Below are 26,167 nucleotides of genomic sequence, written 5' to 3'. Positions count from 1 at the left end.
GGGAGTGGGGCCGCACTCTGAGGCATGGAAATCTGCCCGCGCCTGACTGGCGGGCGCGGTAACGCGCCTGCCGGGGGCAGGCAGGCGCGGGCAGATTTGTCGCGGGACAAATCTGCCAGATTGCAAACGTTGCTCGACTTATCCCTTGGACACATCCGATGTGGACGCGCTGGCATCTAGGCTGGATCGCCCCGCCGCTTCATGGCAATACTGGCCGCTGGTAGCAGTAGAGGGGCACGACGATCATGGCATTCGGCAAGGGCAATCACCTGCATCTGATCGACGGCTCGGCCTTCATCTTCCGTGCCTATCACGCGCTGCCACCGCTGACGCGCAAATCCGATGGCATGCCAGTGGGCGCTGTGGCGGGGTTCTGCAACTTGCTGTGGAGCGAGTTGACCGCCACCCGCAAGGAAACCGCGCCCACCCATCTGGCGGTGATTTTCGACGCAGGCTCGATCACCTTCCGCAATGCAATCTACGATCAATACAAGGCCAACCGCCCGGAATTGCCCGAGGATTTGCGGCCGCAGTTCATCTACACCCGCAAGGCCACCACCGCTTTCAACGTCGCCTGTATCGAGCAGGACGGCTATGAGGCCGACGATATCATCGCCACCTTCGCCCGCCGCGCGCGGGAAGCCGGGGGCACGGTGACGATCATTTCCTCGGACAAGGATCTGATGCAGTTGGTCGGCGATGGCGTCGACATGCTCGATCCGATGAAAAACAAGCGCCTTGGCGTGGACGAGGTGATTGAGAAATTCGGCGTCAAGCCGAACCGCGTGGTTGATGTGCAGGCTTTGGCCGGGGATTCGGTCGATAACGTGCCGGGCGCGCCGGGGATCGGCATCAAGACGGCGGCGCTGCTGATCGAGGAATATGGCGATCTGGAAACTCTGCTGGCGCGGGCGGGCGAGATCAAGCAACCCAAGCGGCGCGAGGCTTTGGTGGACAATGCCGAATTGATCCGCATCTCAAAGCGCTTGGTGCAACTGGACGATGACATGCCGCTGGATGTCAGCCTTGACGCGCTGGAGGTGAAGCCGGTCGAGGCCGAGCCGGTGATGGCTTTCCTGCACGAGATGGAATTCACCACGCTGACCAAGCGCGTGTCAGAACGGCTGAAAGTGGCGGCTCCGGTGGCTGCGGCGGTCAATGTGCCCGAAGCCGAGGATGCGCCACAGGCCGAGCAACTGCCGTTCGATGTGGCGGGCTATGAGAAGATCGACACGATGGCCGCGCTTGATCGCTGGATCGCGCGGATCACCGAGGTGGGGCATGTGGCGGTGGATACCGAAACCACCAGCCTGAACGAGATGCTGGCCGAACTGGTGGGGATTTCGCTGTGCGTCGATGCAGGCCAAGCGGCCTACATTCCGCTGGGGCATAAGCAGGGCGGCGGCGATCTGTTCGGGTCATCAGAACTTGTGGCGGGTCAGTTGCCGCTCGATGACGTGCTGGCGGCGCTGAAGCCGGTGCTGGAGGATGCGGCGATCCTGAAGATCGGCCAGAACATGAAATATGACTGGAAGATTTTCGCGCGGTATGGGGTGGAGATTGCGCCGCTGGACGACACGATGCTGATGTCTTCGGCGATGCAGGCCGGGCTGAACGGGCATGGCATGGATGCTTTGTCCGAGAAATACCTCGGCCATACCTGCATCCCGATCAAAAGCCTGCTCGGGTCGGGCAAGGCGCAGATCACCTTTGATCGGGTGGGGATCGACGATGCGGTGAAATATGCCGCCGAGGATGCCGATGTGACGCTGCGGCTGTGGCAGTTGTTCAAGCCGCAACTGCATCGGGCGCGGGTAACGACGGTGTATGAAACGCTGGAGCGGCCCTTGGTGCCGGTCTTGGCGCGGATGGAGATGGCGGGCGTGCAGGTGGACCGCGATACGCTTTCCCGCATGTCGAACGCCTTCGCGCAAAAGATGGCGGGGTTGGAGGCCGAGATTCAAGAGGTGGCCGGGGTGCCGTTCAATGTGGGCAGCCCCAAGCAATTGGGCGAAATCCTGTTCGACAAGTTGGCTTTGCCCGGCGGCGAGAAGGGCAAGACCGGGGCCTATGCCACCGGGGCGGATGTGTTGGAGGATCTGGCGACCGAGCACAAGCTGCCGGGGTTGGTGCTGGATTGGCGGCAGCTATCCAAGCTGAAATCGACCTATACTGATGCCTTGCAGGACCACATCAACCCCGACACGGGCCGGGTGCATACCAGCTATTCGATCACCGGGGCGGTGACGGGGCGCTTGGCCTCGACCGACCCGAACCTGCAGAACATCCCGATCCGGTCCGAGGAGGGGCGGCGGATTCGTGAGGCGTTTGTGGCGCCGAAGGGCAAGGTCTTGGTGTCGCTGGACTATAGCCAGATCGAGTTGCGGATTCTGGCGCATGTGGCGGAAATTCCGTCGCTGCAACAGGCGTTCAAGGATGGCATTGATATTCACGCGCTGACCGCGAGTGAGATGTTCAACGTGCCGCTGGCCGAGATGACCAGCGATATCCGCCGCCGTGCCAAGGCGATCAACTTTGGGGTGATCTACGGGATTTCCGGCTTTGGTCTGGCGCGGAACTTGCGGATTCCGCGCGCCGAAGCGCAGGGCTTCATTGACCGCTATTTCGAGCGGTTTCCCGGCATCAAGGAATACATGTCGGATACCGTGGCCTTCGCGCAGAAGAATGGCTTTGTGCAGACCCTGTTCGGCCGCAAGATCCATACTCCCGAGATCAACGCCAAAGGGCCGGGCGCGGGCTTTGCCAAGCGGGCGGCGATCAACGCGCCGATCCAAGGCACCGCCGCCGATGTGATCCGGCGTGCGATGATCCGTATGCCGGCGGCGATTGCAGACCTGCCCGCGAAGATGCTGTTGCAGGTGCATGATGAATTGCTGTTCGAGGTCGAGGAAGCCGCTGTCGAGGCGCTGATCAAGGTCGCCAAGGATGTGATGGAGGGGGCCTCGCATCCTGCCGTGCATCTGAAGGTGCCGCTGACGGTCGAGGCGGGCGTGGGGGCGACCTGGGCTGCGGCGCATTAGCCTTGACGGCTGGGGGTTTACCAACCCCCAGGCCCCCTTGGCTGTTGATAGGCGGTGTGCAGGTTAAGGCTGGGGGGCTCGCCCCCCAGACCCCGAGGATATTTGGGCAGAGAGGATGACCAAGGTGATCCGGGATTGGGCAGAGTTGAAGGCTTTTGCTTTGGCACTGGGCTTGCCGGAAATCACCCATGCGACGCCTTGGGGGCATGAGGCGCTGAAGGCCTTTGGCAAGATGTGGTGTTATTGGTCGTATTACGAGGATGGTGCGGTGTTCAAAGCCTCGCTCGATGAGCGCGAAATGTTGATGGCGGCGGACCCTGAGACGTTCTTTCTGCATCCGCATTATGCGCCGTATCATCTGGTTCTGGTGCGCGCCGGGCGGATTGAGCCGGCTTGGGCACGCGCGCGGTTGGTGCAGCAGTGGCGCGATGCAGCACCCAAGCGGTTTTTGAAGGATTGGGACGCACGCCATGATTGATGCCATTGCATTTGCCACGCCGGAAGATTGGGCGGCTTGGCTGGCCGATCATCACGCCAGTTCCACCGAGGTTTGGCTGCGGATTTACAAGAAAAGCTCGGGCATTCCGTCAATTGATTGGGGGCAGGCGGTGATCGAGGCGCTGGCTTGGGGCTGGATTGACGGCGTGAAGAAATCTGTTTCGGAAACCGAATGGGCGCAGCGCTTTACCCCGCGCAAGCCGGGATCAGCGTGGAGCCGGACAAACCGTGCCCATGCGGAAAAACTGATCGCCGAGGGTCGGATGCGGCCTGCGGGGCTGGCGCATGTGGCGGTCGCCCAAGCCAATGGCCGCTGGGAAAGCGCCTATGCGGGCAGCCGGACCGCAGAAATGCCAGAGGATTTTTTGCTAGCGCTGGCCGAAGGGCCGCAGGCGGCACGCGACGAATATGAGGGGCTGAACGGGCGCAATCGTTACGCGATCTACTATCGGCTGACCACAGCCAAGCGCCCGGAAATCCGCGCCAAGCGGATCGCCGAATATGTGGCGATGTTGGCACGGGGCGAGACTTTGCATTGACGCCAGCAGGTTAGCTGCGGTCGATCCGCACCTGATAGCAGTTGTTGCGGGCAGAACGGATGTGGACATAGGCGACGCGCGGATCGCTGAGGCGGGCCTCGGCCTCTGCCGGGATCGTAGCGGTGGGGACGACAGCGCCGGTGCCGTAAAGGATGCGGTTGTCGGGCGTGTAGGCGCGGATGATGTATTCGGGCGAGGCGAGGATTTCGGGGAGTTCCGCGCCGCCACCCGCCTCGCATGGATCGGCGCAGAGGAAGATCGGGCCAAGTTCGGCATAGGGCTGCGGGCTGGGGAAGGGGCGGTGCGCGAGGATCAACATGGCCGCGCCCTTGGGGATGTTTTGCAGGCAATGGCGGCACGGGGTGCCGGGGCCATCCGAGATATGCCGCTCGGGCGTCTGACCGTTGGCGTCGGGGGCGCCGGATTGATAGGCGCGGGCGATTGCGGTGGGGATTGGGGTGAAGTGGATCATGGCGGCCTCTGGGTTGCGGTTGCGCCAAAATGCCGATTTACAGGCTGCCAAGCGACCCGAAACCTGCGGTTAAAGATTTGACTTTAGGCTGATAGCCAAGCCGCCACTCAGATTGGGAAAATGCTGATGCTCTTGCAGAAAACCAATCCGCCTTAACGCTGGATCAGCGGCCCCATCACCTTGCCGCCCAAAATATGCAGGTGGTAATGCGGCACTTCCTGCATGCCATGTGCGCCCGCGTTGGTGATGGCGCGGTAGCCTTGGCCGGGGGCGACGCCGACAATCTCGCACACCTTGGCACAGGCGCGGTGGAAGTCGAGGATTTCCTCAGCGGATGCCTTAGCCGCGAAGTGATCGAACGTCGCGTAGGGGCCTTTCGGGATCACCAGCACATGCACCGGGGCATGTGGGGCGATATCGTGGAAGGCCAGCGTATGCTCGGTTTCCAGCACGGTTTTGTTCGGAATTTCACCGCGCAGGATGCGGGCAAAGACGTTCTGAGGGTCGTAGGCATAGGGCATGGGTCAATCCACAAACAGATATTCGGTGGCAGCGATTTCGCGCGCCTTCTCGGGCGATATATCCAGAAACTCGGCCAGAGGCACGGTGTTTTCGTCGATGCTGGCACTTTGGCGCACGCGCAGCAGGTTGGGGAAACCGGCGTCGCGGATGCGGTCGCCCTCAAACTTCACATCATAGCGGATGGTCGGCAGCAGCCGCTCAATCGTGTCTTTTGGCGTGGAATCGCTGGCAAGACCCACGCGCTTGGCATGGCCGATCAGGTAATCATCTGTGAAGTCGCATTCGATTTCCAGCAGGCGGACCTTGGCCTTGTCGTTGTAGAAATCCTGCATCAGATCGACATTCGATGGGTCGATGCAGACCACAAGCTGATCGGTCTGCCAGTAGTCGAACAGCACCCGCATCAGCGCGCGGCGGTGGCGGGTGCGCTTTTCCAGCGTCGATTGGATCCCGCCAAGATCGGGCAGCGGGGTGGAGGCTTCGTTGAACAGATAGTCCAGCGCGGGCAGGTTGGTGACTTGGCGCACACGTTCGACCAAGCGTTTCGCGACGTGCCATTTCTTGCACGTCACCATCATCAGCGTGCGGTGACGGCCCAGCGAGCTTTCGGTTTCCCAGAACCGCGGCGCGAAACGGCGGCCCACCCGACCCCGGCCCGAGATGAACTTGAACAGGCTGCGGCCCTCGTTCGAGATCGAAAAGCGCACACCCTTGGCGGCGTAAAGCTTGCCAAGCCGCTCTTTCAGGTCTTTCGCATCCGGGCTGATCTTGCGGGCGAACAGGTAATCCTGGCTGATCAGCAGGTCGTAATTGTCGTTATAGAACGTCACCGGCATGCCGTAATCGGTGAACATCAGGAAGGTCAGCGTGCGGGTGCGCAGCTCGTGTTCCGGGATCAGGTGGCGGACGATGGTTTGAAAGAACGTCTCGTCCGGGATCCAGGTGGTGCGGAAAAACCGCATCACGTCGCGGCGCTTCTTGGTGAAATCCAGCACGGATTCAACGGTGCGGCGGCGCAGGCACCACCATTGGCTGCCGATCTGCATGGCGATGTCGGCGGGCACTTTGCGGGTCAGACCCAGTTTGTCTTGCCACTTCATCGAGGCGTAAAACAGCTTCTTGTGGGTGCGTTCATTGAAGTAGTGCCGGTAGATCAGACGTTCTTCCTTGATGCCGGTCTTGATCCAGTCCGAGTTGAAATAATCAAAACTTTCAATGTAATCGACCTCTTCGCGGTCCAGAAACTTATGCGCGAATTCAGCGGATTTGATCGGCATGCAGTCGCCCGACAGCATGTAGAAATGCGTCGCCCGCGGGAAGGCATCGACGGCGGCTTCCACCGCCATCAGCGTGGCTTCGACCAATGACCATTCGCCCCAGCCGCATTTGGCGCGGCGTTTGGTGAAGGTGACATTCGGGTTGGCGGTCAGCACCGAGCGGATTTTTTCGAAATCCGACGGCTTGGCGCGGCCATCAAAGTGAATGGCGACATAATCCCCCACCGCTGTCAGGCGTTGGGCCTGAGCGATGATCCCTTCGGGATCTTTGTGGCAGAGCAGGATGTAGGCGATTTTGGCCATCTGGTGAACATTAAACCCTTGAACGCATCATTGTTTCCCTAAATACCTTGAAGACACGTTGAAAAGACAGAGTTTGTTTGCTTTTTTGTGCTGGATTGAGTTTGTGCCACTTTGGCGCAGACGATGGGGAGTGTGCGGATGGGTTTTCCTGGTACCTGGATGACAGAGTCGGAATCGGTGGTGTACCGGGTGGTGCCGAAATGCGCCTGTTCGACCATCGGACAGATCATGTTCTACTCGGATCATGGCAAGTTTTTTGACGGCGACATTCATGACGCAACCGGCGGCATGCACAAATGGGCGATTGAGGCGAGCCAGCCGTTGATCGAGCGCAACGTCAAGCTGCACAAGTCTTACGCATTCACCTGCGTGCGCAACCCCTACACGCGGATTCTGTCATCCTTTTTCGATAAGATTTGCGGCATTCAGCGCAACGGCAAGCGCTATCGCGGCAATCTGGTGCCGCTGTTGGTGCAGAAATACGGTGTGCAGGTTGGCGGCGATGACGGCAAGGCCGAGTTCGACCAGATCGAAAGCTTCCGCCGCTTTCTGCTGTTTGCCCGCGACACCATCCGCTTCAAAAAACCGATGGAGCCTGACATTCACTGGTCGGCGATGGCGGGGCATGTCTCGACCTATATCGTCAACGGCGGGCGCTATGACAAGATTTTCTTCACCGAGAAATTCGATGAAGGCATGGGCGCGGTTCTGAAGAAAATCAAGGTAAAACATAAGGTTGATCTGAAGAAGATCCCGAAATTCAATGAAAGCGAAGGCCATGGCCCCAAACGCTTGCACCCGGTTGAGGATTACTTTGACGATCTGTCGCGGCATCTGATCTGGGAAATCTACAAGCGCGATTTCCAGCTGTTCAAATACGATTTCGACAATCCGGGCAACAAGATGCCGATTGGTGAGATTGATCTGGATGAGGTTCACGCCAAGCTGGGCGATTGAGGCAGGCCAAGGCTGGGGGTTTCACACCCCCAGACCCCCGTGGAGTATTTTCGCCAAGATGAAGGCAAGTTTTAGATAAATTGTCTGGGTCTACTCTGGCACTTTCATCACGATCTTGCCGATATGGCCCGAGCTTTCCATCCGCCAATGCGCAGCGGGGGCTTCGGTCAGAGGGTATTCGCTGTCGACCACCACGCGGAACTTGCCTTGGGCGATCATCGGCCAGACGTGGCTTTCCACCTGTTCCGCGATGGTGGCCTTGGCGGCATCGGACTGCGGGCGCAGGGTTGATCCGGTCAGCGTCAGGCGGCGCATCATCATCTCGGCAAAGTTCAACTCGACCTTCGGGCCTTGCAGGAAGGCGATCTGCACAAGGCGGCCATCATCGGCCAGCGCGCGCACGTTGCGCGGCAGGTAGGGGCCGCCGACCATATCGAGGATCAGATCGAAGCCGCCGAGTTTCTTGGCCTCTTCGCTGAAATCGGCGGTCTTGTAGTTAAAGCAGGTCTCGGCCCCCAAAGCCTCAACCGCGCGGCATTTCTCGTCGCTGCCAGCGGTGGCAAAGACGCGGGCACCCAAGGCGCTGGCGATCTGCACCGCCGTCGTGCCGATGCCTGATGAGCCGCCATGCACCAGAAACCGCTCGCCCGCCTTGAGCTTGCCGCGCATCACGATGTTCGACCAGACGGTGAAACAGGTTTCCGGCAGGCAAGCGGCTTCGCGCAAGCTAAGACCTGTCGGGATCGGCAAAGCATGGGCCTCGTTACAGGCGGCGTATTCGGCATAGCCGCCACCGGGCAGCAGGGCGCACACCTTGTCGCCGATTTGCCAGCGCGTCACCCCCGGCCCCATCGCCACCACCGTGCCAGCCCCCTCCAACCCCGGCAGCGGCGATGCAGAGGCGGGCGGCGCGTAAGAGCCTGCACGTTGCAGCGCGTCGGGGCGGTTCACGCCGGTATAGGCCAGATGAATGATGATCTGGCCATGCCCCGGCACTGGCACTGGCACCGAGACGGGCTTCAGCACATCCGGACCACCGGGGGCAGAGATTTCCATCGCCAGCATCGAGGAGGCAAGTGTCATGGGTCGGGCCTTTCAGAGTTTGGTTCGGCCGGGCAGATCGTGCCGGGCCGCAGGGGCGGTGATCCGCGACAGCAGTTTGCCGGGGCCGGCAAACAGCGCCTTGGCCACCGGATTGTTGGCCAGCGCGGCCTTGGCCTTTTCAAACTGCATCACATTGCCAAGGCGGCGGTCAAGGAAGGCCCAGGTGTCGGCGTTGTCGTCGGATTGATCGCCCAGCCAGAACAGCACGGTGGCACTGTAAACCGCGGCCAAAGTGGCGCGTTTGGAATACCAGTTGATATCGGTCGAGGTATCGCCAAGCGCTGTCCAGATCGCATCGGCGGTGGACCAGATCAGCTTGGCACCCTCGGGCGCATGGTGTGGCAGGCTGAACAGCGTGGTGCCGCGCCGCACCAGTTCCTTGTCGGCCCCGGTCAGCCGCAGCTTCACCGCCAGCGCCACGCGGTCGGTATAGCGCAGGGCGGTCAGATCGGTGGCGGCAAGCGCCTCGGCCATCGCGCGGTCGCCCTGTTGGTGATAGGCGACGGCCAGATCAATGCCGCCGCGCGGGAACAACGCACGGGTCAATGCGGGGGCCAGGCCCGAATCAGCTTGGGCGGCCAGCAGGGTCGTCTCTGACCAGCCGTCAAACGCCGCATGGGGCAGGGCGGCTTGCAGAATAAGGCTTTTGGCGGCGTCCATGCTGTTTTCCTGATCCATTACGGTCCCCTTCCCTGCACACCGTAGACAAAGCGGCCCGGCTTTGCTATGCGCGCCAAGCCTGCACATTCAGTGCAACTCTAACTTAGGAAGGTGGTGACAACCACATGCAGGTCAGCGTCCGCGATAATAACGTTGAGCAAGCGCTCCGCGCCCTCAAGAAGAAGCTTCAGCGCGAAGGCGTGTTCCGCGAAATGAAACTCAAACAGCATTTCGAGAAACCCTCCGTCAAGAAAGCTCGCGAATCCGCCGAAGCCGTGCGCCGTGCGCGCAAGCTCGCCCGGAAGAAGCTTCAGCGCGAAGGCGGGATGTAATCTTCGGATTGCAGCTACGTTAGCGACACTGGGGCAGCGATGCCCACCCCGATTGACCCCCGACCCACAAGGCCGGGGGTTTTTCTTTGCGATGATCTTTGCGGCAATCTGCCCAGAATTATTGCGAAAAACGATATTCAGGCCGTTACTGCGTGATGGCGCAGCAATGTGGCAACCGAAAGCGGACAGCGGCGTTTAGCTGGAAACGATCACAGCGAAAGGGCTGTCTATGCTTATGCGGTTTGGCTACGACATTACGGTTTCATGTGGGCAAGACACGCCAATGATTTGCATGATGTCGGTGCGCGACGAACTGCGCGAGAACCTTCGACTGCAATCGGCGATGGGAACCCAGCCCGAGGTGCCCACAACGCTTTATCGTGATCTGTTTGGCAACACCTGTCGTCGGATGGTTGCGCCCGCAGGGCCGTTCAGCGTGCACAGCGATTGCACGATCGAACTCAGCGGTCTGCCCGATCCGGTGATGCCGTGGTTGCAGGCCACACCGATTGCCGATCTGCCCGATGACGTGCTGATCTATCTGTTGGGCAGCCGCTATTGCGAGACTGATCGCCTGAGCCAGATCGCTTGGGATATGTTCGGCCATATCGCCCCCGGCTGGGCTCAGGTGCAGGCGATTTGCGACTATGTGCATAACCACATCCGCTTTGACTATCAGAACGCCCGCTTCACCCGCACCGCCTATGAGGCGTGGCAAGAACAGACCGGGGTGTGCCGCGATTTCGCGCATCTGGCGGTGGCGCTGTGCCGCTGCATGAACATTCCGACCCGGTATGTGAACGGCTATATCCCCGACATTGGTGTGCCGATCACCGGGCCGATGGATTTTTGTGCCTGGATGCAGGTGTATCTGGATGGCGCTTGGCGCACGTTTGATCCGCGCAACAACGTACCGCGCATTGGCCGGGTAGAGGTGGCTTATGGGCGCGATGCGGCGGATGTGCCGCTGATCCATTCCTTTGGCCCGCATCTGTTGCAGAAATTCACCGTCTGGGCGGATGAGGTGAAATCTTAACGCGCTGTCGGTTTGAACAGCCATGCGCTGAACGCTGCTGCAACCAACGCTCCCGCCACCTCTGCCGCCCAATAGCCCGGCAAATCGGCGGGGCGGATGCCTGCGAACGTATTGGTCAGGCTGCGCGCCAAAGCCACGGCGGGGTTGGCAAAGCTGGTCGAAGCGGTGAACCAATAGGCGGCAGTGATATAGGCGGCGACCGTGGTGGCGATATTGGCGCGGGCGTTGATCGCGCCGAAAATGCACAGGATCAGGCCAAAACTCGCGATGGTTTCGGCCACCCATTGCCCAGCCCCGCTGCGCGCGGTTTCCGAGATTTGCAGCAGCGGCAACTCGAACATGACATGCGCCGCAAGCGTGCCCACGATGCCGCCCAAGCATTGCGCCACAACGTAACCCACCGCCAGCCTTGCCGAAATCGCGCGCTGGAGTGTGAAAACCAGCGTCACAACCGGGTTGAAATGCGCGCCTGAAACCGGGGCGAAGGTGGTGATCAGCATGATCAGCGCCGCCCCGGTGGCCACGGTATTGGCCAGCAGGGCAAGGGCTACGTCATCGGTCAACCGATCCGCCATGATGCCCGACCCGACAACTGCCGTGACAAGCAGCGCGGTGCCCAAAGCCTCGGACGTCAGGCGGCGCAGGGTCATGCCTTGCCGATCTCGGTCAGCTTGGCCTTCAGCGTCATCGCGTCCAGCGTGGCGATGGGCAAAGCCGCAAAAGCCTGCACCCGGCGCGTCAACGCGCGATAGGTCTCGGCGAAAGCCAGCGCGATTTCGGCGTCATTCCCGGTTGCAAGCGCCGGATCAGGCAGGCCCCAGTGTGCTGTGACAGGGCTGCCCGACCAATAGGGACATTCCTCTGCCGCCGCATTGTCGCAAACGGTGAACACGAAATCGAGCTGCGGGGCATCTGGCCCGGTGAACTCATCCCAGCTTTTTGACCGCGCAAAGCTGATGTCAAAACCCTCACGCTCCAGCAACGCAATAGCATGGCGGTTCGGCGTGCCCGTGGGTTTCGAGCCTGCCGAATAGGCCCGAAACAGGCCGTGGCCTTCGCGGTTCATCACCGCCTCGGCCAGGATCGAGCGGGCAGAGTTGCCGGTGCACAGGATCAGCACATTCCAGGGCTGGCTCATTTTATCCTCAACAACAGGGGGTTTTCAGGCAGGCGATCTGATCCAGCACCGGGGCGCAAAGTTCGGGCGCGCCACCGCAGCAATCTTGCAAAAGCCAGGTCAGCAGGCCCCGCAGCGCCGCCATATCGGCGCTGTAGATGATGGATCGCCCGTCGCGGCTGGGCCGGATCAGGCCCGCCGCTTGCAGGATTGCCAGTTGGCTGGACAGCGTGTTGGCGCGCAGATCAAGCTGGCGGGCGATCTCTCCGGCGGGCAGACCTGTCGGCCCCGCTTGCACCAGCAACCGGAACACCGCCAACCGCGAAGGCTGGCCAAGGGCTTGAAAGGCAGAGAGGGCGTTCGACATTTCCATGATTCTGGAAATATCGACGCGATGTAACGCCTCTGTGACGTTCAGACCGCCAGCGCGGTGGTTTTGACCACGGTGCGCAGGGCGAAACTCGATTGCATTTGCCGCACGCCGGGCAGGCGCGACAGGTGCTGGCGGTGGATGCGCGCGAAATCCTCGGTATCCTCGGCCATGATCTTGATCAGGTAATCGGCTGTGCCCGCCATCAGGTGACATTCCAGAATATCGGGCACCTTGGCGACCTCACGCTCAAAGGCGTCGAGCAGGTCTTCGGCTTGGCTTTGCAGGGTGATCTCGACGAAAACCGTCGTCGGTTTGCCCATACGGCGGGTGTTCAGCAGGGCGACATAGCCGTCGATATAACCCGCTTCCTCCAGCAGTTGCACCCGGCGATGGCAGGCCGAAGGCGATAGGTTCACCCGTTCCGACAGATCGGCATTGGTGATGCGGCCATCCTTTTGCAGCACGCCTAAGATACGGCGGTCGGTGGCGTCCAGTTCGGCGGGCATGGTGGAAATCTTTCCTAGGGCGGCATTTCTTCGCAGAATCTATCAAGGATGCGGCATGATGTCATTAAAGTTTCAAAGCATTTGCAATGGTTCGGGTTCAAGCTGAGGCATCAACAGATTTTGCGATCAGGGAGAGAGCGCATGAAGATCGGATGTCCGAAAGAGATCAAACCGCAAGAATTTCGCGTTGGCATGACCCCGAACGCGGCGCGTGAAGCCGTGCTTGCGGGTCATGCCGTGATGATCCAGACCGGCGCAGGGGTGGGTGCTGGCTTTACCGATGCTGATTACATCGCGGCAGGGGCCGCGATTGTCGGCACTGCCGCTGAGGTTTTTGCAGCCGCCGATATGGTGGTGAAGGTGAAAGAGCCGCAGCCGGTAGAGCGTGCGATGCTGCGCGCGGGGCAGGTGCTGTTCACCTATCTGCATCTGGCCCCCGACCCGGATCAGACTCGCGATCTGCTGGCCAGCGGGGCCACCTGCATCGCTTATGAGACTGTGACCGATGATCGCGGCGGGCTGCCGCTGCTGGCGCCGATGTCGGAAGTGGCGGGGCGGTTGGCACCGCAGGTTGGCGCATGGACGCTGCAAAAGGCCAATGGCGGGCGCGGCGTGTTGATGGGCGGCGTGCCGGGCGTGCTGCCCGCCAAAGTGCTGGTGATCGGCGGCGGCGTGGTCGGCACCCATGCGGGCAAGATCGCGGCAGGGATGGGCGCGGATGTGACCGTGCTGGATCGTTCGATCAACCGCCTGCGCTATCTCGATGACGTGTTCGGTGGGCAGTTCAAATGCGGCTATGCCGATGCGGCGACGACGATTGAACTGGCGCGCCAAGCCGATCTGATCATCGGCGCAGTGCTGATCCCCGGTGCTGCGGCCCCGAAACTGATCAGCCGCGCGCAACTGGCCGAGTTGAAGCCGGGTGCGGCGCTGGTCGATGTGGCGATTGATCAGGGTGGTTGCTTTGAGACCAGCCGCGCCACCACGCACCAGGACCCGATCTATGAGGTCGACGGCATCATGCACTATTGCGTCGCCAACATGCCGGGGGCGGTGGCGCGCACTTCGACGCAGGCCTTGGGCAATGCGACGCTGCCGTTCATGATGGCTTTGGCAAACAAGGGCTGGAAGCGGGCTTGCGCCGAGGACAAGCACCTGCTGGCGGGGCTGAACGTCCACGCGGGCAAGCTGACCTATGCGGCGGTGGGCGAGGCTTTGGGCCTGCCCAGCATCACCGGCGCGGAAGCCCTGACGATCTGAAACCATGTGCGTTCGCGGCGGGCATCGAGCCCGCCGCAAACGCCTGCCGGGGTGGCTTTGCGTCGGTTCGGTTAAACTGGAGGGTGGCGGGCACTAGTCTTTGCGACTGTTGCGGGGGCGATCAAAGATCCGGTTGGCTTGGCGATTTTCGGGAAGATAGGCCACCAGATTGTTACTGGCATCGTTCAGATAAAGCCTGCCACATGCGACACACTCCCATCCCAGCCGACTGGGTTCGCCGCGCCTGACCTGCATCGCGATCCGCGCTTTATCGGCACTGCTATCTTCAATCGCCGCGTCAATGCGGCCGAGAAAATCCAGATAATCCTTGTCGCCGATGATATGAGCCTTGTGCGGCAGATCATCGCTTTGATCCACGATGATCGCACCGCAAGCGCAGGTAATCTTCATCTGGCCCCCTTGCCTGCGACCATGCCCACTGCCGCGCCGTTGACCAACGCGGCAGCAGGATTTCTTGCCCCTTGCGCGGCTTATTTGCTGCGCAGAGTGGTCAGGATCTCTTTCAGCACGTCCAATTCGGACGGACCAGCCGGGGCCGGGGTTTCGACTTTTTTCGGCATCAGTTTGTTCATCGCCTTGACCAGCAGGAACACCACGAACGCGATGATCAGGAAGTTGATCAACGCGGTGATGAAGGCACCATAGGCAAACACCGCAGCCCCGGTGTCTTTGGCGACTTGCAGCGACGACGGGTTGGTGCCCGACAGGTCGATGAACATGTCCGAGAAGTTCACGCCACCCAGGATCAGACCGATCACCGGGTTGATCAGATCGCCCACAAGGCTGGTGACGATAGCAGTGAATGCAGCGCCGATGATGATACCTACCGCGAGGTCCACCACATTGCCCCGCATGATGAAGGCTTTGAATTCGTTGATCACTTGTCTGTTCCCTCTTTGAATCCGCCGTTTTGGCGTGATGTGATGCCCGCGACTGGCGCATAACGCGCGAACTATGCCACAGGTTTTTCACCCAAGTCAGGGGGAATTTTTCACGCGGCGTGAACAATTCCACGCGATTCGCGGGATTTACCCCGGATTGATGCGGATTCATTCACCATACGGCACCCAGATGGTTTTCACCTCGGTCGCCGCGCGCAGGAATGCGTGGCTGTCGGACGCGGCCAGCCAATCGCGCGCCTGACCATTGTTGACCCAAGTGCGCTTGATGTTCCCGGCGGCTTCCTTCTCGATCAGTGCCGAAAGCGGCGTTGATGAAAAGCTCCAGACCGCATCGACATCCAGATGCCCTGCCAGCGGTTTGGCCAATTCGGCATGGCTGCCGGTGACGATATTGACCACACCCGCAGGAAGGTCGGATGTTTCCAGCACCTGATAGAAATCAGTCGCCGCCAGCGGGAAAGGCTCTGACGGGATCAGCACGCAGGTGTTGCCCATCGCAATCGCCGGCGCCATCACCGAGATCAGGCCCAGCAGCGGCGCATCATCCGGGCACAGCGCGCCGATCACGCCGCAAGGCTCGTTCATCGCCAAGGCCACACCGCGCAGCGGCACCGATTTCACCGCGCCATCGAATTTGTCAGCCCAAGCGGCATAGGTGAACAGCCGCGCAATCGTGGCCTCCACCTCGGCCTCGCCAGATTTTCCGGTCAGATCACGCAGGCGGCCTGCAAACTCCCCAGCGCGGGCCGAGAGGTTCTCGGCGATATAATACAGGATCTGCGCGCGCGCATGGGCAGTAGTTTTCGCCCATCCCTTCGCCGCATGGGCAGCTTCAACCGCGTTGCGGATATCCTTGCGGTTGCCAAGCCCTGCGTGGCCCAGCAGCTTGCCCTTCGGCGACCAAATGGGAAGCGAATAGCCGCCATCCGGGCGGGCCTGTTTGCCCGCAATGAACAGCTTCGCGGTGCGGTCGATGCCCGAGGCTTCGATGACAGCCGGGGCGGCAAGCGGTTTGACCTGCGCCAGTGCCTTGCTGACGCGGATCGGCTTCAGGTAAGCCATCAGCCCCTCCCATCCGCCCTCGCGGCCAAAGCCACTTTCACGCACGCCGCCGAAACCGGCCGCCGCATCGAACAGGTTGGTGGCATTAACCCAAACCACCCCCGCCTTGATCTTGGGGGCCACATCCAGCGCGAGGTTCACATTCTCAGACCAGATCGTCGCCGCAAGGCCGTAGCGGGTGTTGTTGGCAAGCTCGACCGCCTCGGCAGGGGTGCGGAACGTCATGCCGACCAGAACCGGGCCAAAGATTTCTTCCTGCATCAGGGTCGAGGCGGCAGATAGCCCTGTGATCAAGGTGGGCGGGTAATAACACCCCTCGGGCACGTCACAGGCGGCGTGATAGGTCTCGCCTTCGGTATTGCTGTCGACCAGCCCGCGAATGGTGGCCAGTTGCACCGGATCGACGATCGCGCCGACGTCGATGCACTTGTCCAGCGGATCGCCCATCCGCAGCCCATCCATCCGGCGTTTCAGCTTTTCGTAAAAGCGATCCGCGATGCCTTCCTGCACAAGAAGGCGGCTGCCAGCGCAGCAGACTTGGCCCTGATTGAACCAGATCGCATCGACCAAGCCTTCGATGGCAGAATCGATATCGGCATCCTCGAACACGATGTAGGGCGATTTGCCCCCCAACTCCAACGTCAGCGCCTTGCCGCTGCCAGCGGTGGCCATGCGTATCTTGCGCCCCACGGCGGTCGATCCGGTGAAGGCGATCTTGTTCACATCGGCATGGTTGACCAGCGCCGCCCCGGTGTCGCCATCGCCGGTGACGATGTTCAACACGCCCTTGGGCAGCCCAGCCTCGCGGCTGATCTCGGCAAACAGCAGGGCGGTCAGCGGGGTGTATTCGGCGGGTTTCAGCACCACGGTATTGCCCGCCGCCAGCGCCGGGGCCACCTTCCACGCCAGCATCAGCAGCGGGAAGTTCCATGGGATCACTGCGCCGCACACGCCAAGGGCAGTCTGCCCCGGCAGCTCGTCGTCGATCAGTTGCGCAAGGCCTGCGTGATAATAGAAATGCCGCGCCACCAGCGGAATGTCGATGTCGCGGGATTCGCGGATCGGCTTGCCGTTGTCCATGCTTTCCAGCACCGCAAACAGGCGCGCGTGTTTCTGCACCAACCGCGCCAACGCATAGAGATATTTCGCCCGCGCGTGACCGGGCAATTTGCCCCACTTTCCCTGCGCGCGGCGTGCAGCCTTGACGGCGGCATCGACATCGGCGGCGCTGCCTTGGGTGACAAGTGCCAGCGGCTTGGCGGTGGCGGGGTTGCGCGTCTCAAACGTCTGGCCCGGTTTGGTGAACGCGCCGTCGATCCAGTGGCCAAAGGATTTATGCTTGGAAAGCCATGCCAGCACCTCGGCATTGCTTTCCGGGGCGGGGCCGTAAGCCATGCTGTCAAAGATCTCGCGAACGGAAGGGGTGGTCATGGCTTTGTCCTTTTGGCGGGAACGCTGGTGGAGAGCTGCGCCTCCGGCGGGAGTATTTTTGCCAAGATGAAGACCGGGATAGGCTTCATCTTGGCAGAAATACTCCGGGGTGAGGCGAAGCCGAGGGGCAGCGCCCCTTTCTTGGGCGAAGCGTGCATCGTTCAGCCCATCGCATGGCGGTTGGCGGCCGAATAATGGCCGGTGAGGTGGTGTTCGAGTTGCCGTTCGATATCGCCCAGCAGCGACGAGGCACCAAAGCGGAACAGGTCGGGTTGCAGCCAAGGGTGGCCGAGTTCATCCTTCATCAGCGCCATATACAGCAGCGCGTCTTTCGCCTTGGAAATCCCGCCCGCCGGTTTGTAGCCCACCTTGATGCCGGTGCGGTCCTGATAATCGCGGATGGCGCGGATCATCGTCAGGGTGACGGGCAGGGTGGCGTTGACGCCTTCTTTCCCGGTCGAGGTCTTGATGAAATCGGCCCCTGCCATCATGCAGACGAGGCTGGCGCGCGCGACATTGCGCAGGGTGGCGAGTTCTCCGGTGGCGAGGATGGCTTTGACATGCGCGTCGCCACATGCGGCCCGCATCTCGCGCATTTCGTCATAAAGCGCCTGCCAGTTGCCGGTCAGCACATGGCGGCGTGAGATCACGATGTCGATTTCCTGCGCCCCTGCGCGCACAGACTCGCCGATTTCCGCGATGCGCAGCCGGAAGGGCGACAGGCCCGCCGGAAAGCCGGTGGAGACTGCGGCCACGGGGATATTGCTGCCCTCCACCGCGCGCACGGCGGTGGCCACCATCTCGTGATAGACACAGACCGCCCCGGTGGTCAGACCCGGCAGGCCCAGCTTTTCGAGCATCCATGGCGCGACCGGCTGGCGGGCTTTGGCGCAGAGGCGTTTCACCCGGCCTTCGGTATCATCGCCCGACAAGGTGGTCAGGTCGATCAGGCTGATGGCTTTCAAAAGCCACGCCGCCTGAAAATCTTTCTTGACCGACCGCCTGCCGCCAATCGTGCCTGCGCGCCGTTCGATGGCCGAGGTGTTGGCCTGCACCCCCGCCACCCAATCCAGATCCAGCGCCATGCCGGGGTTGCGGGTATGGGTCAGCGTTGGCAGCTGCGTCGCTTCGGTGGTCAGGGTTTGCATCTGGGCCTCACCTTACAGGATGCCACAGACTGCGCCGGAGACGGGCAAACTGGCAAGGGGGGTAGGCGGGATTTGACCGAAGCGGGCTTACGGCTCGGTCTTGCTGGGCCGCTCACCCGCCCAAGGTGCCCCCGTGCCAGTTGGCGGCACGGCGGTGCGGTCAAGGTGGCGGTGGGCTTTGGCCAGCATCAGGCCCGACAGCGGCGCGGTCAGAAACAGGAACGCCGCCACCAGCACACCTTGCCAATTCGCCACCCCCGTCGCCGCATAGGTGGCCAGCGCCGCGCCGATCAGGCTGGCCCCCACCCCCACCGTGGTGGCCTTGGTCGGCGCATGCAGCCGCTGCATCGCGCCGCGCAGCTTCAGCAGGCCAAAGCTGCCGATCAGCCCGAAACAGCCGCCGATCACCAGCAAAGCCGAGATCAGGATTTCCATGCCAAGGCTCACTCGATGATCCCCCCGCGCAGCAGAAACTTGCAGAACGCCACGGTCGAGACAAACCCCGTCATCGCCAGCAACAGCGCCGCGTCAAAGGTCACAGCCGACTGGGTCTGCGCCCCATAGAGCACGATCAGCGCGATGATGTTGATGACCATCGTATCCACCGTCAAAATGCGGTCGGGCATGGTGGGTGCCGTCGCCAGCCGCCACAGGTTCAGGATCAGCGCAAGCGCAAAGCAGGCAATCGCGAAGGTCAGCGCATAGGTCAGCATCAGCGGAATATCCTTTGCAGACGGGCTTCATAGCGGGATTTGATCTCATCCCGCGTGGCATCCGGGTCCGGGGCATGCAGGGCATGGATCAACAGCGCCTTGTTATCGGCGGAAAACTCGGCCGTCAGCGTGCCGGGGGTCAGGGTGATGGTGCCTGCCAGCAGCGCCAAGGCCTCGGGGCAGGGCAGATCGACCGGCACGCAGATCCAGGCCGACTGGATGCGCTCGGCTGGCATGAACAGGATGATCCGCGCCACCTGAATATTGGCGATGATCACATCGTAAATCACCAGCGCGATATAGCTGACCAACCGCAAGGGGTGGCGGATTTGCGGGCGGCCAGGCCAATAGGCTTGGGTGGCCAGCGGGATCAGCGTGGCAAGGATCAGCGCCATCACGATCGAGTTCAGCGCCACACTGCCCGCCAGCAGCAGCCACGCCAGAAACAGCGCGGTGGTCAGCATCGGGTGGGGGAAAATGCCTCTCATTCAGCGGCCCCCAACTGGTTGGCGGCGATATAGGCGGTCGGCGCGTCCAGTGCCGCCGCCGTCTGCCCCAGCCAAGCTGTGATCGGCCCCGCCGCCAGCGTCAGCGCCACCAAAGCCGCAAGACACAGCAGGATCGCAGCCTTGCTGTGCGCCGGGGCCTCGGTGCTGGGCGCTTTCCAGAACAGATCAGAGCCGCTGCGGGCCAGCCCGATCATCGTCAGCAACGATGACAGCAGGATCATCACCCACGCCAGCGGATCAGAGCGTAGCGCATCCAGCACCAGCAACTTGCCGACAAAGCCCGAAAGCGGCGGCATCCCGGCCATGGCAATCGCGGCCCCCATGTAAAGCGCCGCCGTCAGCCCATCGCGGCGGCTGCGGGCAAGATCGGCGATCAGGAACAGCGCAGCGGTCGCAACGGTGGAATGGATCAGATAGTACAGCGCAGCCGAAATCGCTTCGGGCGTAAAGGCCGACACCGCCAGCAGCAGCGTGCCCATCGAGCCTATCGCAGCAAAGGCAATCTGGCGCGGCAGGGCGTTTGCCGCCAAGGTGCCAATCGCGCCCACCGCCATTGTCGCGATGGCGGCGGGATACAGCAGCCCCGCCAACAGCCCGCCGATGGCAGGCAGATCGCCCGGAAACACCAGCGTGCCAAACCGGATCAGCGCATAGGTCCCCACCTTTGTCATCACCGCAAACAGCGCCGCGACCGGGCCGGGCGCGTTGGCATAGGTGCCGGGCAGCCAGAATTGCAGCGGCACCAGCGCCGACTTGATCGCAAACACCAGCATCAACAGCACAGCGGCCACGCGGATCAGCGCGGTATCCTCTGCGGGAAGCAGGGGAAGTTTTTGCGCCAGATCGGCCATGTTCAGCGTGCCCATCGTGCTGTAAATCGTCGCCAGCGCGAACAGGAACAGGGTCGATCCCAGCAGGTTGAACGCCACATATTGCACGCCCGCGCGGATGCGCGCCTGCCCGCCGCCATGCACCATCAACCCGTAGGATGCGATCAGCAGCACCTCGAAGAACACAAACAGGTTAAAGGCGTCGCCGGTCAGGAAGGCGCCGTTCAACCCCATCAGTTGAAACAGAAACAGCGCGTGAAAATGGCGGCCCTGTGCATCCCATCCGGTCGCAATACTGTGGATCAGCACGATCAGCGCAAGGCCCGCGGTCAGCAGCAACATCAGCGCCGACAGGCCATCCAGCGTCAGGGCGATGCCAAACGGCGCGGGCCAGTTGCCAAGGAAATAGGCCTGCGTGGGGGCTTGGATCAGGATGATCGCCAGCGCCAGCAAGGCCAACGTGCCAAGGCCCGATATGGCGCGTTGCACCCCCAGCGCATTGCGCGCGAACAGGATGATGAACCCAGCCAAGGCAGCGGGCAGGATCACCGGCAAGATCAGCAACTGGCTCATGGCTGATCCTCGGCGGGCTTATCTTCGGTGTCGATCCGGTCATGGCCCGCGGTCAGGTAAGCCCCTAGCGCCATGATCACCAGCACCGCCGTCATGCCAAAGGAAATCACGATCGCCGTCAGCACCAGCGCTTGCGGCAATGGGTCGGTATAGGGGCCTTGCCCGATGATCGGCGCGGCATCCAGCCGGATGCGGCCCGAAATGAAGATGAAGAGATTCACCGCATATGACAGCAGCGACAGCCCCAGAATAACCGGAAACGTCCGCGCGCGCAGCATCAGGTAAATGCCGCAGGCGGTCAGCGTGCCGATGGCGATGGCGACCAACACCTCCATCAGCGGCCCTCCTGTGGTTTGGCCAGCCGCGCCAGCGCATCCAGCGCCAGCATCACCGCGCCCAGCACGCAGAGGAACACGCCCAGATCGAACAGCGCGGCGGTGGCGAGTTCGAAATCTTCAAACGGCGGCAGATGCACATGGGTGTAGTTCGAGGTCAGAAACGGCCGCCCCGCCAGAAATGATCCGATCCCGGTCGCACTCGCCACCAACACCCCCGCGCCGATCATCGCGTGATAGGGAATCCGGCGGCGGGCAGCGGCCCAATCCTGACCGCTGGCGATATACTGCAGCACAAGGCCAATGGCGAACACGAGCCCCGCCACAAAGCCGCCCCCCGGCTCATTATGGCCGCGCAGAAACAGATAGACCCCCACCAGCAGCGCCATCGGCAAGATCAGCCGTGTCGCGTTTTGCAGCAGGATCGGATGCGGATCCCCCGAATCCCCTGCCGCATGATCGGGTTGCACCGCCCATTTGCTGCCCAAAAGGCTTTCGGTCAGCGCAAAGATCAACAGCGCGGCAATACCCAGCACGATGATCTCGCCGTATGTGTCATAGCCGCGGAAATCGACGATGATGGTGTTCACCGCATTATGCCCGCCCGCCCCCGGCAGCGATTGCGCCATATGAAATGCCGAGATCGGTGGAAAGATCGCATCCCGCGTCATCAGCGCATAGGCCAGCGCCGCCACGCCAGCACCCACCGCCACCGCCAGAGCCCCATCACGCAGCTTGCGGAAGGTGGCGGTTTTGCGCGGCGTGGTCTTGGGCAGAAAGTTCAGCGCCAGCAGCATCAGCGCAATCGTCACCACCTCAACCGTGATCTGCGTCAGCGCAAGGTCTGGGGCCGACAGATAGGCAAAGCTGGCCGACAGGATCAGCCCGACAATCCCGGTCAGCAACAGCGCCAGCAACCGTTTGCGGTGCAAAGCCGTGGCAGCCAGCGCCGCCGTCATCATCAAGGCAAATCCCACCGCCACCGCAAAGGTAACAGGCGTCAGCGCCAACCCACCGGGCCGCGATGGCGCGGTAAGATAGGCATAAAGCCCCAGCGCCAGAAAACTCGCCAAAGCCAGCGCAAAACCGCGCGAGAGACTGCCGTTGTGCAGCCCTTGGCTGAGGGCAGTCGCACCCTTGGCGAGTCCTGTCATGCCCGTATCAAACATCGCCTTGGCCTCTGGCCGTGGCACTGCATCCCACGCTGCGCGCAAGCGCGGATACAGCCCCAGCACCACCATCGCCCCGCCAATCGCCGCCAGTGACATCCACAGCGCCGGTGGCTCCAGCCCATGCCACAGCGCGATATGGGCGTGCACCGCTTCGCCCGTCACCGCACTGGCCGCCGCATCCACCAGCCACCCGGCAACCGCCATCGGCGCGAGGCCAATCGCCACCACCAGAACCGCCAGCAAAGCGGGCGGCAGCCATAGCCCCACACCGGGGTCATGCGGCGCATGGGCATAGGCGGGCTGCGGGCCAAGGAAAGTATAGCTGAGAAACCGCAAGGAATAGGCCACCGACAAAAGCGCAGCGATGGTCGCCAGCACCGGGATCACCCATGGCGCGCTCTGTGCCGCTTGCTCCAGCATCATCTCTTTCGACAAAAACCCGTTCAGCGGCGGGATCCCCGCCATCGACAAGGTCGCAATACTCGCCAGCGCAAAGCTGATCGGCATCGCGCGCCGCAAGCCGCCCAAGGCGCGAATGTCGCGGGTATGGGTGGCATGGTCGACAATCCCGGCCAGCATGAACAGCGCCGCCTTGAACGTCGCATGACACAGGATATGAAACACCGCCGCCAGTGCCGCCGCCTTGGTGCCCAAGCCCAGAAGAAAGGTAATCAGCCCCAGATGGCTGACGGTGGAATAGGCCAAAATCGCCTTCAGATCATCCTTGAACAGTGCCACCTTGGCCGCAAAAGCCATGGTGATCAGCCCCGCGCTGGTGACAATCCAGAACCATTCTGGCGTGCCCGACAGCACCGGCCACAGCCGCGCCAGCAGGAATAGGCCCGCCTTCACCATGGTTGCCGAATGCAGATAGGCCGAAACCGGGGTGGGTGCTGCCATCGCATGCGGCAACCAGAAATGAAACGGAAACTGCGCCGATTTGGTGAACGCCCCCAGCAAGATCAGCAGCAGCGCGGGCAGATACAGCGGGCTGGCCTGAATCGCCGCCTTCTGGCCGAGAATGGTCGAAAGATCATACCCGCCCGCGATATGGCCCAGAATCAGCATCCCGGCGATCATGGCCAAGCCACCTGCGCCCGTCGTCGCCAGCGCCATCCGCGCGCCTTGGCGGGCCTGTGGCAGGTGGCTCCAGAACCCGATCAACAGGAAGGACGACAGCGAGGTCATCTCCCAGAACACCAGCAAAAGCAGGAGGTTATCCGACAGCACAATGCCCAGCATCGCACCTTGAAACAGCATGAGGTAAGTCAGAAACCGCGCATAAGGCTCAGAGGCATCAAGGTAAAAGCAGGCATAGGTCTGGATCAAAAGCCCAATGCCAAGGATCAACAGCGCGAACAGCAGCGCCAGCCCATCCAGCCGGAAATTGGCGTTCAGGCCCAGCGTTGGCAGCCAGTTGATTTGAGTGGTGATCGTCTGCCCCGCCACAATCGCAGGCACATGCTGCAAGATCAGCAGCAGTGCGGCAGCGGTAAACAGCGCCACGGTTCCGGTGGCAATGCTGCGGCCAAAGCGTTCCGTCAGGGCAGGGGTCAGCGCGCCAAGAAAGGGTAAAGCAGCAATCAAGGCAAGCGACATAAGGTTGCCTTTCCGGCATTGGGGCACCAGCCCGGTCTGGCGGACGCCCCCAAGGCCGCCGCTTATCGTGCTCAAAGATAAGGACTTTGGCACGCTGATCAAGGTTTAAGGTGTCTTTCACCCCTTCTGCATGGCGCGATAGCCATTGGGCACAACGACATTGCCCAAGCAATCTGGCGAAGGCCATCGCCTTCGCTATGTGGTGCAGGGGCCAGTGAGACCGCCGGGCCTCAATGGCCCGGCCAGCGCCCGACCCGCCGATGGCGGGCGCTTCTCGCCCGCCGGGTCGGGCACTGGCCTCAGGGGGGTTCTTGCTGAGCCGACTACAGGATGAGGCCGCGTCCGCGGGCGGGGAAACGCAATGCGTTTCCTGTTTCCGCCCGGACCTAAGGGCAACCCAAGCGCGTGAAGGTCGATTGGCCTTGGCCCTCACCCTCCCCACGCCGCCCCGGACTTGATCCGGGGCCTCTGCGTCAGACCATGAGGCCCCGGATCAAGTCCGGGGCGGCGTGGTGAAAGGGGGCAAATGGCGGCGCTATTTGCAACTTACCACCACATGTTGTGGTTTATCGCCGAAATAATCTCAAAAAACACAAGTCATTCCCATCTGGGAATGATTTTTCTTGCCTGCCGCTGCATTGTCTGCCGCCTAACCCTGCCGCCCCGCCGCGTTCTGGTCGATCAGATAGCGCTGCGACAACGGGATCGCCGCCGCCCCCAGCGCCCGCGCCTGCGCGCCGAGACTGCCTTCGCGGATCACCGGCGGGTCGATGCCGTCAAGGTCCAGCGCGTGCAGCGCTGCATGGGTGCGCCGGGTGATCTCGGCGCGGATTTCCGTCGGCATCCAGCCGTCGATCATCACCGCCTCAATCTCCAACAGCGAAGCCGCCCCCAGCGTCGCCCAAGCCAGACCATGCGCCGCCTGATCCATCCAATCCGACAGGATCTGCGCCGAGACATGCCAGTGTTCGTGCTGTTCAAACAGGTGGTCGGATGGCTCTCCGGCGGCCTCCATCGCGGCGGCGAGCGTGGACATCGAGGCCGCCGAAATCAGCCGATCCATCTTGCCATCGCGTCCCGGCACCGGCATTGGCCCCACACCAGCGGCATTGCCCGACCGCCCAAGGAAAAGCTGGCCATTCAGCACCAGACCACCACCGACGAAATAGCCAAAGTAGAAATACAGAAAATCCTTTGGCCGCTCTCCCGTGCCAAACACCAATTCCGCCCCGCAGGCCGATGTCGCGTCGTTCTGCACATAAACCGGCAGGCCCGTCACGGCGGCGAGTTCGGCCTGAATATCCACATGCCGCCAGGCTTCCATATCGGCCTTCGGCGCGCCGATCAGTTGCACCCAGGACCACAGTTGAAACGGCATCGCGACGCCCATGCCACTGATCCGCGCCCGCTCGGCGGTGTTCAGGCCGGCAATCACCTCGGGCAGGCTGCTGGCGACAAAGCTGACCACCACATGCGGCGCAGGATAGCGGTAAATCTGCCGTTTGGTCGCCCGCACCCGGCCCATGAAATCCACCAGCGTCAGATCCACCGACCGCCGTCCGATCTTCAGCCCCAGAAAGAACGCACCTTCAGGGTTCAGAAACATCGGCACCGAAGGCTGGCCAATCCGCCCCCGCACAGGCTCACCGCGCAGCAACAGCCCATCTTGCTCCAGCGCGCGCATGATCACCGAAACCGTCTGCGCCGAAAGCCCGGTGATCCGCGCAATGTCAGATTTCGCCAGCCCCCCCTGCTGCCGCACCAGCGACAGCACCAACCGCTCATTATGGTCGCGCATCCCAGATTGGTTCGATCCGCGCAGACCAAGGTCGTCGCTGGGCCGTTCCGATACGATGTCAGCGCCCGAGGGCATGG

At 62.0% G+C, this 26,167-nt stretch carries 27 protein-coding genes; 7 read left to right on the top strand and 20 right to left on the bottom strand.

Annotated elements, in window-relative coordinates:
• Window positions 1-245 precede the first annotated feature (245 nt).
• From polA to ACFOGH_RS18835, 3 genes are all read left to right on the top strand, one after another.
• Window positions 246-3,041, top strand: a complete 2,796-nt coding sequence (polA, locus tag ACFOGH_RS18845) for a DNA polymerase I (protein ID WP_380074718.1) — start codon at window positions 246-248, stop codon at window positions 3,039-3,041.
• 115 nt (window positions 3,042-3,156) lie between these two features.
• A complete protein-coding gene (locus ACFOGH_RS18840; protein WP_380074717.1) occupies window positions 3,157-3,519 on the top strand; it encodes an MmcQ/YjbR family DNA-binding protein in 363 nt (120 codons plus the stop codon).
• Window positions 3,512-4,078 (top strand): YdeI/OmpD-associated family protein, encoded by a 567-nt coding sequence (locus tag ACFOGH_RS18835; protein ID WP_380074716.1) that lies wholly within the window; start codon window positions 3,512-3,514, stop codon window positions 4,076-4,078. The genes ACFOGH_RS18840 and ACFOGH_RS18835 overlap by 8 nt, the downstream gene beginning before the upstream one ends.
• Before the next feature lie 10 nt (window positions 4,079-4,088).
• On the opposite strand, the gene ACFOGH_RS18830 is transcribed toward ACFOGH_RS18835, so the two are convergent.
• The 3 genes from ACFOGH_RS18830 to ACFOGH_RS18820 all read right to left on the bottom strand — a co-directional run bounded on the left by ACFOGH_RS18830 (window position 4,089) and on the right by ACFOGH_RS18820 (window position 6,652).
• Window positions 4,089-4,550, bottom strand: a complete 462-nt coding sequence (locus tag ACFOGH_RS18830) for a DUF1203 domain-containing protein (RefSeq protein ID WP_380074715.1) — start codon at window positions 4,548-4,550, stop codon at window positions 4,089-4,091.
• A gap of 152 nt (window positions 4,551-4,702) precedes the next feature.
• On the bottom strand, window positions 4,703-5,071 hold the full coding sequence (locus ACFOGH_RS18825; protein ID WP_380074714.1) for an HIT domain-containing protein: 369 nt from the start codon (window positions 5,069-5,071) through the stop codon (window positions 4,703-4,705).
• A gap of 3 nt (window positions 5,072-5,074) precedes the next feature.
• Entirely contained in the window at window positions 5,075-6,652 is a 1,578-nt protein-coding gene (locus ACFOGH_RS18820) for a DUF5928 domain-containing protein (RefSeq protein ID WP_380074713.1), read from the bottom strand.
• Between the two features lie 138 nt (window positions 6,653-6,790).
• Between ACFOGH_RS18820 and ACFOGH_RS18815 the strand changes: the two genes are divergently transcribed.
• A complete protein-coding gene (locus ACFOGH_RS18815) occupies window positions 6,791-7,609 on the top strand; it encodes a sulfotransferase family protein (protein ID WP_380074712.1) in 819 nt (272 codons plus the stop codon).
• A gap of 90 nt (window positions 7,610-7,699) precedes the next feature.
• Here the strand turns inward: ACFOGH_RS18815 and ACFOGH_RS18810 are convergent, their stop codons facing one another.
• Window positions 7,700-8,692: an NAD(P)H-quinone oxidoreductase gene (locus ACFOGH_RS18810; protein ID WP_380074711.1), complete on the bottom strand. Its 993-nt coding sequence runs from the start codon at window positions 8,690-8,692 to the stop codon at window positions 7,700-7,702.
• A gap of 12 nt (window positions 8,693-8,704) precedes the next feature.
• Window positions 8,705-9,391 (bottom strand): COQ9 family protein, encoded by a 687-nt coding sequence (locus ACFOGH_RS18805; protein WP_380074710.1) that lies wholly within the window; start codon window positions 9,389-9,391, stop codon window positions 8,705-8,707.
• 107 nt (window positions 9,392-9,498) lie between these two features.
• Here ACFOGH_RS18805 and rpsU point away from each other — a divergent pair, with 107 nt between their 5' ends.
• Both rpsU and ACFOGH_RS18795 read left to right on the top strand, forming a co-directional pair.
• On the top strand, window positions 9,499-9,705 hold the full coding sequence (rpsU, locus tag ACFOGH_RS18800; RefSeq protein WP_054008279.1) for a 30S ribosomal protein S21: 207 nt from the start codon (window positions 9,499-9,501) through the stop codon (window positions 9,703-9,705).
• Between the two features lie 229 nt (window positions 9,706-9,934).
• Entirely contained in the window at window positions 9,935-10,741 is an 807-nt protein-coding gene (locus ACFOGH_RS18795; RefSeq protein WP_380074709.1) for a transglutaminase-like domain-containing protein, read from the top strand.
• On the opposite strand, the gene ACFOGH_RS18790 is transcribed toward ACFOGH_RS18795, so the two are convergent.
• The 4 genes from ACFOGH_RS18790 to ACFOGH_RS18775 are packed head-to-tail and all read right to left on the bottom strand — an operon-like array spanning window position 10,738 to window position 12,737.
• A complete protein-coding gene (locus ACFOGH_RS18790) occupies window positions 10,738-11,391 on the bottom strand; it encodes an aquaporin (RefSeq protein ID WP_380074708.1) in 654 nt (217 codons plus the stop codon). The two genes, ACFOGH_RS18795 and ACFOGH_RS18790, sit on opposite strands and share 4 nt — an antisense overlap.
• Window positions 11,388-11,879: an arsenate reductase ArsC gene (locus ACFOGH_RS18785; RefSeq protein ID WP_380074707.1), complete on the bottom strand. Its 492-nt coding sequence runs from the start codon at window positions 11,877-11,879 to the stop codon at window positions 11,388-11,390. Before ACFOGH_RS18785 ends, ACFOGH_RS18790 begins: the two co-directional genes overlap by 4 nt.
• A 7-nt stretch (window positions 11,880-11,886) precedes the next feature.
• Window positions 11,887-12,231, bottom strand: coding sequence for an ArsR/SmtB family transcription factor (locus ACFOGH_RS18780; protein ID WP_380074706.1), 345 nt, complete (start codon window positions 12,229-12,231; stop codon window positions 11,887-11,889).
• 41 nt (window positions 12,232-12,272) lie between these two features.
• The gene (locus ACFOGH_RS18775) at window positions 12,273-12,737 is read right to left on the bottom strand and encodes an Lrp/AsnC family transcriptional regulator (RefSeq protein ID WP_380074705.1); all 465 of its coding nucleotides are present in this window, start codon (window positions 12,735-12,737) and stop codon (window positions 12,273-12,275) included.
• A 141-nt stretch (window positions 12,738-12,878) separates the two neighbouring features.
• Here ACFOGH_RS18775 and ald point away from each other — a divergent pair, with 141 nt between their 5' ends.
• A complete protein-coding gene (gene ald, locus ACFOGH_RS18770; protein WP_380074704.1) occupies window positions 12,879-13,997 on the top strand; it encodes an alanine dehydrogenase in 1,119 nt (372 codons plus the stop codon).
• Window positions 13,998-14,090: 93 nt separating this feature from the next.
• Here ald and ACFOGH_RS18765 read toward each other — a convergent pair whose 3' ends face one another.
• The 11 genes from ACFOGH_RS18765 to ACFOGH_RS18715 all read right to left on the bottom strand — a co-directional run bounded on the left by ACFOGH_RS18765 (window position 14,091) and on the right by ACFOGH_RS18715 (window position 26,165).
• A complete protein-coding gene (locus ACFOGH_RS18765) occupies window positions 14,091-14,408 on the bottom strand; it encodes a hypothetical protein (protein WP_380074703.1) in 318 nt (105 codons plus the stop codon).
• Between the two features lie 80 nt (window positions 14,409-14,488).
• On the bottom strand, window positions 14,489-14,899 hold the full coding sequence (gene mscL, locus ACFOGH_RS18760) for a large conductance mechanosensitive channel protein MscL (RefSeq protein ID WP_380074702.1): 411 nt from the start codon (window positions 14,897-14,899) through the stop codon (window positions 14,489-14,491).
• Between the two features lie 168 nt (window positions 14,900-15,067).
• A complete protein-coding gene (locus tag ACFOGH_RS18755; RefSeq protein ID WP_380074701.1) occupies window positions 15,068-17,413 on the bottom strand; it encodes an aldehyde dehydrogenase family protein in 2,346 nt (781 codons plus the stop codon).
• A gap of 161 nt (window positions 17,414-17,574) precedes the next feature.
• Window positions 17,575-18,561: a deoxyribose-phosphate aldolase gene (gene deoC / locus ACFOGH_RS18750; protein ID WP_380074700.1), complete on the bottom strand. Its 987-nt coding sequence runs from the start codon at window positions 18,559-18,561 to the stop codon at window positions 17,575-17,577.
• An 87-nt stretch (window positions 18,562-18,648) separates the two neighbouring features.
• Window positions 18,649-19,008, bottom strand: coding sequence for a cation:proton antiporter (locus ACFOGH_RS18745; RefSeq protein WP_380074699.1), 360 nt, complete (start codon window positions 19,006-19,008; stop codon window positions 18,649-18,651).
• Window positions 19,005-19,274: a K+/H+ antiporter subunit F gene (locus ACFOGH_RS18740; RefSeq protein WP_380074698.1), complete on the bottom strand. Its 270-nt coding sequence runs from the start codon at window positions 19,272-19,274 to the stop codon at window positions 19,005-19,007. Before ACFOGH_RS18740 ends, ACFOGH_RS18745 begins: the two co-directional genes overlap by 4 nt.
• Window positions 19,274-19,762 (bottom strand): Na+/H+ antiporter subunit E, encoded by a 489-nt coding sequence (locus ACFOGH_RS18735; protein WP_380074697.1) that lies wholly within the window; start codon window positions 19,760-19,762, stop codon window positions 19,274-19,276. Before ACFOGH_RS18735 ends, ACFOGH_RS18740 begins: the two co-directional genes overlap by 1 nt.
• Window positions 19,759-21,186 (bottom strand): monovalent cation/H+ antiporter subunit D, encoded by a 1,428-nt coding sequence (locus ACFOGH_RS18730; protein ID WP_380074696.1) that lies wholly within the window; start codon window positions 21,184-21,186, stop codon window positions 19,759-19,761. Before ACFOGH_RS18730 ends, ACFOGH_RS18735 begins: the two co-directional genes overlap by 4 nt.
• The gene (locus ACFOGH_RS18725; RefSeq protein ID WP_380074695.1) at window positions 21,183-21,521 is read right to left on the bottom strand and encodes a Na+/H+ antiporter subunit C; all 339 of its coding nucleotides are present in this window, start codon (window positions 21,519-21,521) and stop codon (window positions 21,183-21,185) included. Before ACFOGH_RS18725 ends, ACFOGH_RS18730 begins: the two co-directional genes overlap by 4 nt.
• On the bottom strand, window positions 21,521-24,292 hold the full coding sequence (locus ACFOGH_RS18720; protein WP_380074694.1) for a monovalent cation/H+ antiporter subunit A: 2,772 nt from the start codon (window positions 24,290-24,292) through the stop codon (window positions 21,521-21,523). Before ACFOGH_RS18720 ends, ACFOGH_RS18725 begins: the two co-directional genes overlap by 1 nt.
• Before the next feature lie 649 nt (window positions 24,293-24,941).
• Window positions 24,942-26,165, bottom strand: a complete 1,224-nt coding sequence (locus ACFOGH_RS18715) for an ROK family transcriptional regulator (RefSeq protein WP_380074693.1) — start codon at window positions 26,163-26,165, stop codon at window positions 24,942-24,944.
• Window positions 26,166-26,167 lie beyond the last annotated feature (2 nt).

Origin of the sequence: Cypionkella sinensis (assembly GCF_042646385.1) — a bacterium.
Taxonomy (GTDB): domain Bacteria; phylum Pseudomonadota; class Alphaproteobacteria; order Rhodobacterales; family Rhodobacteraceae; genus Cypionkella; species Cypionkella sinensis.
The sequence above is the reverse complement of the archived record's forward strand: the minus strand, read 5'-3'. Positions and strand labels throughout refer to the sequence as shown.